This is a genomic window from Bradyrhizobium sp. BRP22, assembly GCF_020194175.1.
GTDB lineage: Bacteria > Pseudomonadota > Alphaproteobacteria > Rhizobiales > Xanthobacteraceae > Bradyrhizobium.
In genome coordinates this window covers 57,410-71,916 of sequence record NZ_JADYVX010000039.1, presented here as the reverse complement: position 1 = coordinate 71,916, position 14,507 = coordinate 57,410, and the positions used below count along the sequence as shown (strand labels likewise).

12 protein-coding genes and 1 other RNA gene are annotated in these 14,507 nt (G+C 65.4%); 7 read left to right on the top strand and 6 right to left on the bottom strand.

Annotation, left to right across the window (positions count from 1 at the left end):
- Positions 1-70: 70 nt before the first annotated feature.
- The 6 genes from ssrA (at position 71) to I6F35_RS40330 (ending at position 3,945) form a co-directional block, all read left to right on the top strand.
- Positions 71-432: a transfer-messenger RNA gene (ssrA, locus tag I6F35_RS33045) on the top strand.
- Positions 433-594: 162 nt separating this feature from the next.
- Positions 595-1,116 (top strand): ClpXP protease specificity-enhancing factor SspB, encoded by a 522-nt coding sequence (locus I6F35_RS33040; RefSeq protein ID WP_225121827.1) that lies wholly within the window; start codon positions 595-597, stop codon positions 1,114-1,116.
- Between the two features lie 72 nt (positions 1,117-1,188).
- Positions 1,189-2,610 carry a class II fumarate hydratase gene (gene fumC / locus I6F35_RS33035; RefSeq protein WP_225121826.1) on the top strand — a complete coding sequence of 474 codons (1,422 nt, stop codon included), beginning with the start codon at positions 1,189-1,191 and terminating at the stop codon, positions 2,608-2,610.
- 321 nt (positions 2,611-2,931) lie between these two features.
- A complete protein-coding gene (locus I6F35_RS33030) occupies positions 2,932-3,120 on the top strand; it encodes a DUF4169 family protein (protein ID WP_225121825.1) in 189 nt (62 codons plus the stop codon).
- The gene (locus I6F35_RS33025) at positions 3,117-3,380 is read left to right on the top strand and encodes a ribbon-helix-helix domain-containing protein (protein WP_225121824.1); all 264 of its coding nucleotides are present in this window, start codon (positions 3,117-3,119) and stop codon (positions 3,378-3,380) included. The genes I6F35_RS33030 and I6F35_RS33025 overlap by 4 nt, the downstream gene beginning before the upstream one ends.
- Positions 3,381-3,498: 118 nt before the next feature.
- Complete coding sequence (locus tag I6F35_RS40330; RefSeq protein ID WP_275945525.1) at positions 3,499-3,945, top strand: ATP-binding cassette domain-containing protein; 447 nt, start codon at positions 3,499-3,501, stop codon at positions 3,943-3,945.
- On the opposite strand, the gene I6F35_RS33015 is transcribed toward I6F35_RS40330, so the two are convergent.
- Together I6F35_RS33015 and I6F35_RS33010 are read right to left on the bottom strand one after the other, a co-directional pair.
- Positions 3,942-7,628 carry an AsmA-like C-terminal region-containing protein gene (locus I6F35_RS33015; RefSeq protein WP_225121823.1) on the bottom strand — a complete coding sequence of 1,229 codons (3,687 nt, stop codon included), beginning with the start codon at positions 7,626-7,628 and terminating at the stop codon, positions 3,942-3,944. The two genes, I6F35_RS40330 and I6F35_RS33015, sit on opposite strands and share 4 nt — an antisense overlap.
- Positions 7,629-7,757: 129 nt before the next feature.
- Positions 7,758-8,987 carry a cytochrome P450 gene (locus tag I6F35_RS33010; RefSeq protein ID WP_225121822.1) on the bottom strand — a complete coding sequence of 410 codons (1,230 nt, stop codon included), beginning with the start codon at positions 8,985-8,987 and terminating at the stop codon, positions 7,758-7,760.
- Positions 8,988-9,126: 139 nt separating this feature from the next.
- On the opposite strand from I6F35_RS33010, the gene I6F35_RS33005 reads away from it, so the two are divergent.
- Positions 9,127-9,759, top strand: coding sequence for a TetR/AcrR family transcriptional regulator (locus I6F35_RS33005; protein ID WP_225121821.1), 633 nt, complete (start codon positions 9,127-9,129; stop codon positions 9,757-9,759).
- 45 nt (positions 9,760-9,804) lie between these two features.
- Here the strand turns inward: I6F35_RS33005 and I6F35_RS33000 are convergent, their stop codons facing one another.
- Genes I6F35_RS33000 through I6F35_RS32985 form a run of 4 tightly spaced genes read right to left on the bottom strand, consistent with a single transcriptional unit; the run spans position 9,805 to position 14,501 of the window.
- On the bottom strand, positions 9,805-11,115 hold the full coding sequence (locus I6F35_RS33000; protein ID WP_225121820.1) for an MFS transporter: 1,311 nt from the start codon (positions 11,113-11,115) through the stop codon (positions 9,805-9,807).
- Positions 11,115-11,864 (bottom strand): ABC transporter ATP-binding protein, encoded by a 750-nt coding sequence (locus tag I6F35_RS32995; protein ID WP_225121819.1) that lies wholly within the window; start codon positions 11,862-11,864, stop codon positions 11,115-11,117. Before I6F35_RS32995 ends, I6F35_RS33000 begins: the two co-directional genes overlap by 1 nt.
- The gene (locus I6F35_RS32990) at positions 11,845-13,644 is read right to left on the bottom strand and encodes a branched-chain amino acid ABC transporter ATP-binding protein/permease (protein WP_225121818.1); all 1,800 of its coding nucleotides are present in this window, start codon (positions 13,642-13,644) and stop codon (positions 11,845-11,847) included. The genes I6F35_RS32995 and I6F35_RS32990 overlap by 20 nt, the downstream gene beginning before the upstream one ends.
- Complete coding sequence (locus tag I6F35_RS32985) at positions 13,644-14,501, bottom strand: branched-chain amino acid ABC transporter permease (protein ID WP_225121817.1); 858 nt, start codon at positions 14,499-14,501, stop codon at positions 13,644-13,646. The genes I6F35_RS32990 and I6F35_RS32985 overlap by 1 nt, the downstream gene beginning before the upstream one ends.
- Between the last annotated feature and the right edge of the window lie 6 nt (positions 14,502-14,507).

Genomic DNA, 14,507 nt, shown 5'->3' with positions numbered 1-14,507 from the left:
GCCCGCCCCGAGCGGCCAAGGCGCATAACCGAAGCCTTCCATGCGCGAAACGCCGGGATGCGTCGCCAAGGGCCTGTTTTTTCGTCGCTTTACCCCCTATATTGGGGGTGCCGGCTTGCCGGCTATGGAAATAAACGACCGTCGAAATAAACCATTCGGACCCGGGGGCGGTACCCGGCGCCTCCACCAGAGCCCATGCGGACCAAAGCCGTGGGTTCCGGCGGGGGCGAAACAGGATCGACGAGGGCGTAAAGGGCGTGTTTTTTCTCGGTATGGTTCCGCCGATATCGGGCCAATGCAATAGTTGCCAACGACAACTATGCTCCGGTTGCTCAGGCTGCGTAACGCAGTTTGAAAGACCACTTTAAAGCCCTAGCGGGTTAAGCTCCGCTAGGCGGGGTTCGGAGGCACCTGGCAACAGAAGCCTCCACTTCACATTCGCATGTTAAAGTGCGTGCGTCCGAAATGGGCGCTGCGCTGCAAATTCGATCCCGGTGCCCTGCTGACCTTGGCTTGTTGCCGGGATACCATACAGCCAGAGGCGAGTCGGGCGACCGGCATCCGGCCGGCCAATTCGAACGCGACAGGACTATCATGGCGACCGATCACATCCGATATGACGTGCTGGCGCGCGACGCCCTGCGCGGGGTTGTGCGCCACGTGCTGGCGGACGCCGCCGAGCACGGACTTCCCGGCGAGCATCATTTCTACATCACCTTCATCTCCAACGCCGAGGGCGTGAAGCTCTCGCCGCGACTGCTGGCGCAATATCCGGAGGAGATGACGATCATCCTGCAGCACCAGTTCTGGGACCTGGTGGTGACGGACGACCGCTTCGAGGTCGGGCTTTCCTTCGGCGGCATTCCAGAGCGGCTGGTCGTTCCCTTCGCCGCCGTCAAGAGCTTCCTCGATCCTTCCGTAAAGTTCGGCCTGCACTTCGAACCGTCCGAGGACGACGTCGCGCCCGAGAAGCCCGCGCCCAACCTGCCGGCAGCTTCGTCCGCGCCACCGCCCCCTGCTCCGCCAGCCGAGGCTGCCGCGGAAGAGAAGGAAGAGTCGGAAAAGCCGAGCGAGGGCGCAGAAGTGGTTCGGCTCGACCGCTTCCGCAAGAAATAATCTAAGCACGCATCAATCGTCGAGGCTGTAGAATGAACGTGGCGCCGCTTCACGGCGCGACGGACATTGGAAATGGCTCGATCAACATCATCCTCACAAAAAAACAACACCACCCGCGTCGAGACCGACAGTTTCGGTCCGATTGACGTCGCCGCCGATCGCTATTGGGGCGCGCAGACCGAGCGTTCCCGGCAGAATTTCCGCATCGGCCGCGACCGCATGCCGATCGAGATCGTGCACGCGCTCGGCATCGTGAAACTTGCGGCAGCTCTCACCAACCGCGAGCTCGGCCTGATCGACGCGCGCCGCGCCAACGCGATCACGCGCGCCGCGAAGGAAGTGATCGAGGGCAAGCTCGACGATCATTTTCCGCTGGTGGTCTGGCAGACCGGCTCGGGCACGCAGACCAACATGAACCTCAACGAGGTGATCGCCAATCGCGCCAACGAGCTGCTCGGCTTCGAGCTCGGCGCCAAGAAGCCTGTGCATCCCAACGACCACGTCAACATGAGCCAGTCGTCGAACGATTCGTTTCCGACGGCGATGCACATCGCGGCCGCGCAGGGCATTTTCGAGAGGCTGATTCCTGCCTTGAGCGAATTGCTTCGCGAGCTGCGGCGAAAGGAAAAGGCGTTCGCCAAGATCGTCAAGATCGGCCGCACCCACACCCAGGACGCGACGCCGCTGACGCTCGGTCAGGAATTCTCCGGCTATGCGGCGCAGGTCGAGAACGGAATCGCGCGGCTGCGCACGGCGGCGAAGGATCTGCTGCCGCTCGCGCAAGGCGGCACCGCGGTCGGCACCGGCCTCAACTCCAAGCCTCGCTTTGCGAGACAGTTCGCAAAGCATGTCGCCAAGATCACGAAGCTGCCATTCGTCAGCGCGCCGAACAAGTTCGAGGCGCTCGCTTCCAACGACGCCTACGTGCTGGTGCACGGCGCGATCAATTCGGTAGCGACCGGCCTGTTCAAGATCGCCAACGACATCCGCTTCCTCGGCTCGGGCCCGCGCTCAGGCCTCGGCGAATTGATCCTGCCGGAGAACGAGCCGGGCTCCTCGATCATGCCGGGCAAGGTGAACCCGACGCAATGCGAGGCGATGACGATGGTATGCACCTACGTCTTCGGCAACGAAACCGCAGTCACCATCGCGGGCAGCCAGGGACACTTCGAGCTGAACGTCTACAAGCCGGTCTTGGCATATTGTATGATGAGTTCCGTTCAGTTGCTGTCGGATGTTGTCCGCTCTTTCACCGAGCATTGCGTGGTCGGGATACGTGCGGACGAGAAGCGCATCGGCGAACTGATGCAGCGATCGCTGATGCTCGTCACCGCACTTGCGCCAAAGATCGGCTACGACAACGCCGCGAAAGTCGCGAAAGCGGCACACGCGCGCGGCACGACGCTCAAGGAAGAGGCGCTGCGGCTCGGCTATGTATCCGAACGTGAATTCGACTCGCTGGTGCAGCCGGACAAAATGACCCATCCCGGCTGAAACCGCGGATTGCATAATTTTCCCGGGAAAAAACGGTGATCGGGTTGCGCTGACGCGCTACGAATTGGCGCAGCCCGCGAGTGATATAATTATGGATCATAACGCCTAAAGAATGAGATTGGTTGTAGCGGGCGTTGCGTTGACGCATAGGACAGCAGCGAAATATATGGTTTTCGCGGGGCGAAGCTGACCTTTTGATGCTATCACAAGGCGCTATATAGGGATTTCGGATGGGCATCTGTTTTGCTTGCGCGCAATTTGGCCGCGCCTATTTCGCCAACAGGCATTTGCGCTTTCGGATCGCTGGATGATGGGGCGGGCATGGGGCACGTGATCAATTTGAACCGAGCAAGAAAACAAGAACGACGCAAAGAAGCTGCAAAGCAGGCTGAAACCAACCGCGCGCGATTTGGTCGCACCAAGTCCGAGCGGCAAGCGGACGAGCTTCGCAAAGCGCGCGACAACAAACTTTTGGATCAGCATCGCATCGACGGCGGAGACGCGTCATGAAATCTCCCGTCGTCAAACGTTCGATCGTGGTCGCCGGCCACAAGACCAGCGTCAGCCTGGAAGAAGCGTTCTGGAATGGCATGAAGGAAATCTCGGGCCTCCGGAACATGACGTTGTCGGAACTGGTGGGCGAGATCGACAGCAATCGCCAGCAGGGCAACCTGTCATCGGCGATCCGGCTTTTCGTGCTGGAGTATTTCCGTTCGCGCGCTGTCGCCGCGACGACGAGCCAGACACCGGACAACAGGCCGCAGGCCTGATCCGTTGCAGATAGCCGGTGCCGGGGCACCGGCTATCGCCGACAAATCTGAGTGGAGAGCGAAATGGATATCGCCAAGCGAACCGCGCCGCGAAACCTGTCCATTTCGGAGGCTCTCCATGCCTGCCTTTGTCGTCCTGGATTCCATCTCTCTCCACACGCCTGACAGCCGCCCGCTGTTCGACGAACTGACGCTCGCGATCGGACGCGAGCGCATCGGGTTGGTCGGGCGCAACGGTTGCGGGAAATCGATATTGCTGCGCCTGATCGCGGGCGAGGTCGAACCGTCAGCGGGATCGATTCACCGCGCCGGATCGATCGGCGTGCTCGCGCAGATCGCCGACGAACGCCTGACGGTGGCGCAAGCTATCGGCGTCGATGGCGAGCTCGCGCGGCTGCGCCGGCTCGAACGCGGCGACGGCACGCTTGAGGATGCCGCCCCCTCGACTGCCGCCTCGAAAGTGTCCACGATGTCTCCGAACACCCCTCCACCATGTCCCCGGTCTGAACACAAGAGCGGGGAGAGGGAGAGATACGATCATCGCGGTGAAATCATTGCGCCCTAATTCTGCGCGGCTGGACGCTGTGGCGGGTTGGCGACCTGCGGCGTCAATGCGAGTGGCGGACGCGGCTTTGGCTTCGCTGCACCGGGCGGCGGCCTGACGTCGATCGGCGGCGGCAACGGAGCAAGCTGCGGCTGGCTTGCAACCGAGGCGGGCGGATTGGCTGATGGCGTACTGGCCGGAGGCTGGACCTGTGGTGGCCGCGGTGCGCTCGTCTTCGACTTCTGCGCTCCCTTGCGCGGATCGCGGCCCGGGAGCGGCACATCGGCCGATGGCGGGGGGATCGCAGCGCTGGCATCGGGCGCTTCCGGCGGCTCCTGCGGCGGAATCAATGGCGGTGTCGGCAAGAACGTTGGAGGCGGTTCGCCGCGCTCGATCGCATCCAGTCGCCTGGTCTCACGGTCGATCGCGCGCACTGCGAGCCAGGACGACAGCGCCGCGACATCGACGCTGCGGGTGAGGCCATCAGGCGTGCCCACCGCAAATAGCTGGATTTCCGGTCGGCTCGCCGCGGTGATCGCGGTCGGCACCAACGCGGCGCGGATGTCGGCCTGGTCGGCCGGAATGTCGTAGCCACCGGAGATGGTGGCGTTGACGCCATTGGCCGCAAGCGTGGTGGCGCCGACACGGAGTCGTCCGTCGCGGATGTTGAAGGGGATCTGGGCCGAGGCAACCGATAGCACACCGTTCGCGAGCGCCGGCTCGACGATCTGCTTCAGCCGCGCGTCGTCAGAGACCTGCCCGTTCTCGCTGGCACGGATCGCAATATCGAAGGCGTGCGGATCGAGGCCGGCGACGCGCGCCCCTTCCAGCGTGACCGTGCCGCTGCCGTTCAGCGCGCCGGTCAGCGCCGCGGCGCTGCGGCCCTGGCTCATCAATGTCATCTGCAGCGAGGCACGCCCCTTGGGCATGCTGAGATTGCGATAGCGCAAGGCTGTGCCATCGACGCCGCTAAGCTGCACGCTCGCATTCACGGTGACACCATTCGGGCCCGGCCTCGCATCGATGGCGGCGCTGAGATCGCCGCCGCCGATCTTGCCCTTGAGGGCATCAAAGGTCAGCGCCTGGCCGTCGCTCTTGATCGTGCCGCTCACCGGCTGCAATTCGGCGCCGCCCGGCAGCTCGCCGCGTAACGACTGGAAGACGATGTTGCCGCGCCAGCCCTTGATGACGCCGCCGCCGAGCGGCTCGGCCGGATCATGCCCGCCGGCGCCGATCGCAAACGCAAACACCGGGGCGAGCGCGACCTGGTCGAGCCCGATCTCGCCCTCGATGTTCTTCTCGTCTCCCATGCCAAGCGCGACCCGGCCCCGCAGCCGCGAGCCGCCGATGATGCTGTCGAGGTCGTCAAACGACAGCTTGTTGCCGGTAAGCGAAACGCGCGACGACAGGCGGACGCCGTTCACCGGCGTGTCCGACGGCTTGAGATCGAGCAGCGGGCTGATGTCGGCGCTCCTGACCCGCAAGTTGATGCTGGCCTTCGTCTCATCCCATGGCTCGGCCGAGCCTTCGGCGTCCGCATCAAGCCCGGCGCCCCAGATCCTCGCCTTCAGCCGCAACGGCGCGCGCCAGGCGCCATTGACCGAGCCTTCGAATTGCGCAGGCCCGTCGCCGACCGTGATGACGCGATCAAGGCCAAGCAGCGTGAGCATTGCGCGCCCCTGCACGGCTGAAAATCTGGCCTCGACTCCGAGATCGCTGCGACCGAGCGCATCGAGATCGGTGCTGCGGATCGCGGCCGTCTGCGGCTTTGCGGTCACCGTGGCAGAGCCCTTGAGCTGCGACGCGTGGAGATCCAGCGCGACGCGAAGGCTGCCGCGATCGGCCTGCCCCTTGTCGAGATCAAGCGCGAGCTTCACGCGGACCGGGCCTGGGATCGAAGCCAGCGTCGTGAGGCGCGATGCGGCTGATGGCGCGAACGATGAGACCAGTCCGGTCAACTGGCTGAACGATGCAGCGTTTGCGTCGAGCGCGAGCTTTCCGGTCGCGTTGATGCGATCGAAATTGCCGCTGCCCTCGATCGTCACGTTGTCCGGCTGGCCGATCTTGAGCCGCTCGAGCGAGACCATCTTCGGTCCATAGCCGAGCTTCGCCTGTAGCGGACGCAGCTCCTGCCCGGCCGAAATCGCGCGCCCGATGTCAAGCGAGAGCTGCGCTTCTTCCGGCCATTCCGCCTGCGGCCCCGCCAGCGAGCGTATGACGGCGGTGGCTGCATCGAGATCCAGCCGATCGGCCTTCACGTTGGCGTCGACCTTGGCCCCGGTATTGCCGGTGGGATACGACACGGCTATCCGTCCGGTGATCGCGCCGCCGTCGATCTCGGCCTTCATCGCATCGACGGCAAAAGCATTTGCGGCGAGCGTGACGTCGCCGCGCAGCTTGAGCGGTTTCTGGTTGCGAGGCGGGAGATCGCTGCGGCCCTGCAACCAGACCATCAGCGCGTCGGGATCGGAAGATTCGACGTTGAGCGCTGCCTTGAAGCTGTCGGACTGGGCGTTTTGCGGGCCAGCACCGCTAAGCGAGACGCGGGTGGCGCCCGGTGCGCGGAAATCGAGCCGCCGAACTGTCCAGCCTTTGTCGTCGCCGCGCAGCTCGGCCGCGATGTCCTGCAATGGCCGCCCGCCGAGCATGATCTGCTCGGAGGAGAACTCGATCTGCGACGGCACCGCGACGCGCGGAACGCTGGAGAGCAGCGCGCGCAATGCCGGCAGCGCGCGAACCGGTTCAGCATTGTTGTCCTTGCTGGCAAAGCGGTCGACGTCGAGCTGTCGCGCCGAAAGCGATGCGCGCAGCAGCGGCGAAGCGCCGAAGCGGATGTCGCCCACGCCCGCAAGCTTCAGCGCGCGCTCTTCATTGCCATAGCTGATCTCAACCTGCTCAAGCCGCGCCGCCGAATAATCGGCCTTCACCCTGGCTCCGACACGCCAGGGCGTTGGCGCGGCGTCATCGTTCTTGGACGCGGGCGGCGCAGCGAGCGCTACCACGCCTTCGAAGCGCGGCGCGCGGGCCTCGAACGAGAGCACGCCGTCGAGATCGGCGGACAGCGGGCGCTGGCCGGGATCGATGTTGACATGCACACGGGTGCCGTTGCCATCGGCGCTCTGGCCGGAGGAAATCCGGAACGGATAGCGGGAGCCGCCGAAGGTGAAATTGCCGTCGCCCCTGATCGCGCCGGCAAGCGAGCGGACGTCGCCGCTGAAGGCGATGTCGCTCAATTCCAGCGTGCTGTGACTCGCCGCGTCATGCAGGGCGATGCGGCCGGTGAGATTGAGGCGATCGATCGCAAGCGAGGCAAAGTCGAACGCGCCTTGCGAGGCCGGCCACTCGATCCGTCCCTTCTGATCGAGGCCGAGGTCCACCGACATGCCATTGATGGTGAGCTCGGTGGCGCGCCATTCGCCGCGCATCAGCGAACCCAGGCTGAATTCGACGTCGAGCTTGTCGGCCCGGACCTTGCCGCGATCGTTGCCGCCGCCGACCACGGCCGAACGCAGCCGAAGCTGCGGCGCCGGCAACAGGCGCGCGTCAAGCTCGCCGCCGATGCGCACGGGCGCGCCGATGATTCGCGTCGCCTCGGCCTCGAATTGCGGACGGAACTGGTTCCAGTCGATGAAATACGGTCCGACCAGCGCGGCGATCAGCGCAAGGATGAACGCGATTGCCAGGCCGAGCAGCGTCGTCTGCACGGTGTCTCCCTTTGAGCCCCGCCCCGGCGTACATAGCCAACGCAGCGTCGGAGCAGCCCAATATATAGAGACAAGTATGGCGAAGTCACAGCGGTATCGCGCTGCAGCCGCCGGCGGGAGTTGAAAAGGTTACCAGCTCGCCGGCAGCTGCTTCAGACCCCGCAGCACGAAGGTCGGCCGCCATTCCGGATTTTCCGCGTCATCCAGCCGCAGGTCCGGCAGGCGGCGGAGCAGCGTCGAGATCGCGATCTCGGCCTCGATCCGCGCCAACTGGGCGCCAAGGCAGAAATGGATGCCGCCGCCGAAGGACAGCGGTTTCACATTGGGACGGGTAATATCGAGCCGCTCCGGATGGTCGGGATAGACAGCCGGGTCGTGGTTGGCCGAACCGAGCAGGCACAGCACCGCCTCGCCCTTGGGTATGCGCTTGCCGCAGAGTTCGATGTCCTCCAGGGCCGCGCGTCCGGTCATCTGCACGGAGGAATCGTAGCGCAGGAATTCCTCGATGGCATTGGTGATCAGTTCGGGATTTGCCTTGAGCAGCGCGAGCTGGTCCGGGTTGCGGTGAAGCGCCAGCAGGCCGTTGCCGATCAGATTGACGGTGGTCTCGTGGCCGGCGCCGAACAGCAGAATGATGTTGGCGGTCAGCTCCTCGTTGCTGAGCTTGTGGCCATCCTCCTCCGCCTGCACAAGCTGCGTCGTCAGATCGTCGCCGGGCTGCTTCCGCCGCAGCTCGAACAGCTGCTGGAAGTACATCTCCGACATCCTGGTCCGGGCGTTGCCCTGCGCGATCTCCTCCGGCGACAACGGCACCGGTTCGAGGATACGGCCGCCCTCGCGCGAGCCGGTGTGGAAGGTCTCGCGATGCTCCTCGGGGATCCCGAGCATGTCGCAGATCACCGTCACCGGCAGGCGGAACGCAAAGTCCTCGATCAAGTCCATCCTGCCCTCCGGGATGATGCGATCGAGCGTCTGATCGACAATCTCCTGAATCCGCGGCCGCATGTCCTCGACGCGGCGCGCCGTGAACGCCTTCACCACCAGGCCGCGCAGGCGGGTATGGTCGGGCGGATCCTGCTGCAGCATCATCTGGCTCATGCTGCGGAAGATCGGGTCCTCCATGCTCTTGGGCCCGTAGCGGCGGACGGTGCGGCCGGCATAGTCCTTGCCGAAGCGCCTGTCGCGCAGCACCAGGCTCGCCTCCGCATGACGGCTGGCGACGAAGGCACCGAATGGCGTGACATGCATCGGATCGTCGGTGCGCAGCCGCTCGTAATAGGGATAGGGGTTGCGGATGAATTCCGGCGCCAGGGGATTGAACAGCGGATCGTTGTTCGCCGGCCGAACTTGCTGGTTCATGGTGACCTCAATCGGTTCTCGCATTGAGACGATTCACGTTGAACGCTGCCGGCCGCCTCTCGTGGCACCCGCACGTTTCCACCCCTGAAAAACTCGATACACTCTTGTATCGAGTTGCATTGTGGCCTAAACAGCGCCGATGTCAAGAGTCCGGACCAGACCGACCAGGGACGACACCTGCGAAAAGCTGTTCGAGGCGGCGGCGCGCGTGTTCGAGGAACAGGGGATCGGCGGCGCCAGCATCGAGGCGATCGCGGCCGCCGCCGGTTTCACGCGCGGGGCGTTCTATTCGAACTTCAAGAGCAAGGAAGAACTCATCATCGCGATGCTCGAGGACCATGTCGAGCAGTCGATCCGGCGCAACCTGGACCTGCTTGCCCAACACACCAATCTCGCCGATTTCATCGACGCATTGAAGCACATGGACCGCACCAGGCAGGATCCGCTCGGCCGTTCACCGCTTCTGCACATGGAGATGATCCTGTTCGTGGCGCGCGCGGAGAAGCGCCGGCCGGAACTTGCAAAGCGCCTGCGCGCCCGCCGCAAGCTGGTCACCGAGATCATCGAGACGGCGCGGAAGAGCAGCGGCAGGAACGGCAAGCTGGATGCGCCATGGATCGCCGCGATCGTGCTGGCGCTCGAGGATGGCTTTCGCCTGCACCGCCTGATCGATCCTGAGACCACGCCGTCCGACAGTTTCCTCCGCGCAATCGGTGACCTGCAGCGCGCGATCGGAAGCGCGGACCGTGCCGTAGCCCGGGTGGAGCGCTAGCGTAACCCGGGACGCCTGCGTCAACGCTGCCAGTGGCCCCCCGGATTACGCTGACGCTTCACCCGCGCTACGGCTCTGCAACGCGTGCAAACGCCCTGCCACCACGCGGACCTTTCCAGGCGAGGCCTGCCAGATCGCGAATGCGGACAGCGCGCTCACGGCGATGCTGATCGCAAACGCCGCCGTGTAGCTGCCTGTGAGGTCGTACAACAGCCCCGTCGCCCACGGACCTGCGGCACCGCCCGCGAGCGCAGCCAGCATGATGGTGCCGAAGATGCTGCCGTAGTGCTTGCCCTGGAAGATCTCGACCACGACCGGCCCCATCACCGAGGTCAAGCCATAGCCGAGCGCGCCCTGCGTGAATACCATCAGATAGACCAGCGGCAACAGCGGCGCATATTTCAGCGCCATCAGGCTCGCGAAGCAGATCGCAAAGCCGGCGCAAGCGATCGCCCACACCGCTTCGCGCCCGATCCGGTCGGAGAGATGGCCGAGCCAGATCTGGCCGGGAATGCCGAGCAGGCTGACGACGCCGAGCGACCACACCGCGACACCAGGGCTGAAGCCGATGTCGAGCAGGAACTTGGTCTGGTGCACCTGCACCGCGTACCAGATGTAAAGGCCACAGAAATAGCCGAGCGCGATCCACCAGAAGCGCGCGGTGCGGAGCGCCAGAGACAGCGTCCAGTCGGTGCCGGCCCAGACCGGATCGACGATGTTCGACACCGGCTTTGCCGAGGCGGCGGTCGGAGCGGCATCGCCGTCCGGCAGCAGGCCGATATCTTCAGGGCGCTTGCGCAGCAGCAGATTGATCGGCGCGAGCACGACCAGCACCAGGATGCCGATCGCGGTGCAGGCGGTGCGCCAGCCGGTCTGCTCGATCATGTGCTGCGCCCACGGCAGCAGAGTGACCGAGCCGATGCCGACGCCGGCGAAGGCGATCCCGATCGCCAGACCGCGGCGGCGGATAAACCAGTTCGGCAGGAAAAACGATTGACCGGAATAGCCGAGGCAGACACTGCCGGCGCCGACGAGAACGCCGATGCTCAGATACAGATGCCAGGGCTGCGTCGTCAGCGGCGCCAGCAGGAATCCTGCGCCCATCAGGACGACGCCGAGTTCCATCACCGCGCGCGGGCCGGCGCGGTCCATCAAGCGGCCGATCAGTGGACTGGCGACGCCGGAGGCTACGAAGCCGAACGAGAACGCGCCGGCAGTGACGCCGCGGTCCCAACCGAACTCGCTGAGGATCGGCGGGTAGAACAGCGAGAATGCGGTGCGCGCATTGACGCCGATCGCCATGGTGACGAAGGTCACGGCGATGATGATCCAGCCGTAGAAGAAGGGAAGCCGCATCAGGGGGTCACCAGCGCGTGGCTTTCATGGCCGAAATAGGCGCGCTCCAGCCGTTGCGCCAGATTGCTTTCGTCGGTCGACGCTTCCAGCACGATATTCCCCTGCACCAGGGCGTAGACGCGATCCGCCGTCGCCAGCGCCTTCTCCAGCAATTGCTCGACCAGCAATACCGCAGTGCCCTGCGCGCGCAAGCGGCCGATGACGTTGAGGACCCGATCGACCAGCACCGGCGACAGGCCGGCCGACGGCTCGTCGAGCATCAACAGCCGTGGACGGCGCACGAGGCCCTGCGCGACGGTCAGCATCTGCTGTTGCCCGCCCGACAGCGCGCCGCCGCGCTCGTGACGCTTCTCGGCGATTTCAGGGAAATACGCCAGCGCCTCCTCGACGCGCTGCGCACGCTCGGCACGCGGCACATCGTAGCCGGCAAGCAGGAGATTGTCGGTGACCGAGATCTGCGTGAACACACGATGGCCCTCGATCACATGGACGAGGCCGGCCCGCGCAGCATCCCGCGGCGTCGCGTTGGTCATGTCGCGGCCGTCGAAGCGCACCTGGCCGGCAGTCACCGGCAGCAATCCGGACAGCGCGCGCAGCATCGTGGTCTTGCCGGCGCCGTTGGGGCCGAGCAGCGCCACCACCTCGCCGGCGGCGACCTGGACATCGATGCCATGAAGCACGCGGATCTTGCCGTAGCCGGACTCCAGCGCGCGCACGGAAAGCAGAGGTTCAGCCGCCGAGGTAAGCACTGACCACCTCCTTGTGAACGCGGATCTCGGCCGGCGTGCCCGCCGCCAACGTGCGGCCGAGATTGAGCACGGTGACCTGGTGGCAGATGTCGAAGATGAGGTCGGCGTGATGCTCGACCAGCAGCACACCGGTGCCGCGGGCGCTGATCGCCTTGATCAAGGAAGCCAGCCGCTCGATCTCGTCGTTGGAGAGACCGGCCGCGGGTTCGTCGAGCAGCAGGAAATCGGGATCGAGCATCAGCGCGCGGGCGATCTCGATGAAGCGGAGCTCGCTGTGCTGCAGGCGGTCGGCGCGCACATCCGCCAGCGTCTCCAGCCCGACCACGCCGAGCAGCGCGCGCGCCTTCGCGCCGAGCATCCGCTCGTCCTCGCGATTGCGGGGCGCCGACAGCATCGCCTCGACGAAGGTCGCCCTGCCCTCGACCGAGCCGCCGATCATCACGTTCTCCAGCACCGAGGCCTCGCCGATCACGCGCGGGGTCTGGAATGTGCGCGCGATGCCGCAAGCTGCGCGCAATGCCGGCCGGCCCGGCGGCAATGCCTCGTCGCCTAGGGTCATCGTGCCGGCCTTGGCGGCGTAATAGCCCGAGATGACGTTGAGCGTCGTGGTCTTGCCGCTGCCGTTCGGGCCGATCAGGCCGTGGATCTCGCCGGGCGCCACGTCGAGGTCGAGGCCGTCGATCGCCTTCACATTGCCGAAGCTGAGCGCGATGCCGCGCAGCCTCAGGTGCTTGCCGCCGCTGCGCCGGCGCACGATGTCGGCGAGAACAGCCGGACGCGGCACGATGGCGCGGTTGCTGGCGAGCGGGCGGCGGTTGCGGAAATCCAGCAGCGCCGCGATGCCGCCCGGCATCACCAGCACGATCACCAGCAGCAGCACGGCGTAGAGGAACGTCGACCAGGCCGCCAGCGGCGCGGCGATCTCGGGCAGGATGGTCAGGATGATGGTGCCGAGCATCGGCCCCAGGATCGAACCGCGGCCGCCGATCAGGATCGCGATGAAGAACAACACCGAAAGATCGAAGGTGAAGGCATCGGGCGTGATGTAGGTCTGCAGCGTCGCGAACAATCCGCCGGCGATCGCGGCCAGCGCGCCGGCGAACAGGAAGATCGCGATCAGCATCTTCGGCTTGGAGATGCCGGTCGCTTCCGCCGCCACCTCGGCGTCGCGCACCGCGATCAGCGCGCGGCCGAACCGGCTGCGGGCGACATTGGCGCTCATCCAGGTGGCAACCACCGCAAAGGCGACGCAGAGCGCGTACAAGCCCCACGGCGTGTCGAACGGCGCCGGGAATTCCGGGCCGGCGATCCCGATCCCGCCCCCGGTCACGCTCTGCCAGGCCAGCGCGATCTGGGTCACGATGGTGGCGAAGCCCAGCGTCGACATTGCGAAATAGAAGGTGCGCAGGCGCAGCGCCGGCAATCCGACGATCACGCCGAACACCGCACCGACGCAGCCCGCGATCGGCAGCGCAAGGAACACCGGCACGGCCGGCGTGACATTGCCGGCGACGAGCACGCTCGTGGTGTAGGCGCCGAGCGTCAGCAGCGCGACATAGCCGATCGCAAGATGGCCGGCGAAGCCGACCACGAGATTGAGGCCGGAGACCAGCACCCAATAGATCGCCATGCGCGTGCCGATCAGCACCCAATAATCGTTGCTGACGAACGGCAACAATATCGCGAGCGCGAGAATGCCGAGGAACGGCGCGATGTGCGGCAAGGCGGCGCGCCATGCGCCGCTTTCGCTCTGGGCAGAGGTTGCGGTGAGAGCCGTCATCACACCCTCCGCGCCGAGGTTCCGCCGAACAGGCCCTGGGGCGCCGCCAGCAGGACCACGATGAACAGGGTGAAGACGGCAACGGAGGAGAAGATGCCGCCGACCAGGAAGTTCGCCGCCTGCTGGAACAGGCCGAGCGCCAGCCCGCCGACGATGGCGCCGCGGTTGTTGCCGAGGCCGCCGAGCGCCACCGGCACGAAGCCGTAGAAATTGAGCAGCGCGCCATTGGCGAAGAACGCCAGCAGGAGCTGGCCGCCGGAAAAGCCTGCGATGCCGCCGATCACGCCGGCCAGCGCGTAGCTTGCGACCCTGAGATTGCGCTCGGGAAGACCGAGCGCACGTGCGGCGAAATTGTCCTCCGCGATCGCGACGAAGGCGCGGCCGACCAGCGTGCGGCGATAGAGATATTCGAGGCCCACAATGGTCACCGCGCAGGCGACTACCGGCAGCCAGAATTTCTCGTCCCAAACGCCGCTGCCGAGCCCGATCACGCGCGGAAACGGCTGCGGCTCGGTGCCCCATTTGATCGCCGCCACCTGCTGGATCATCAAGGCCAGCGCCAGCGTCGAGAGCACGTAGAGATGCTGGTCGAGGCTCTTCAGGACCGGCCGGACAGCTACGAACTCGGTGATGACGCCGACGATCGCGCAGGCGGCGAGCGTCAGGACGAAGCCGACGATGATGGGCATGCCCATCTTCAAGGTGAACATCGAGCCGAGCACGCCACCGAGCATGGCGAGCTGCCCCGCGGTGAAACTCATCACCCGCGAGGTCGAGAACATCGTGTTGTAGGTGACGCCGACGAGCGCATAGATCGCGCCCGCCGCGAGACCGGATGCGAGGATCGAGGCGAGCATCGGATG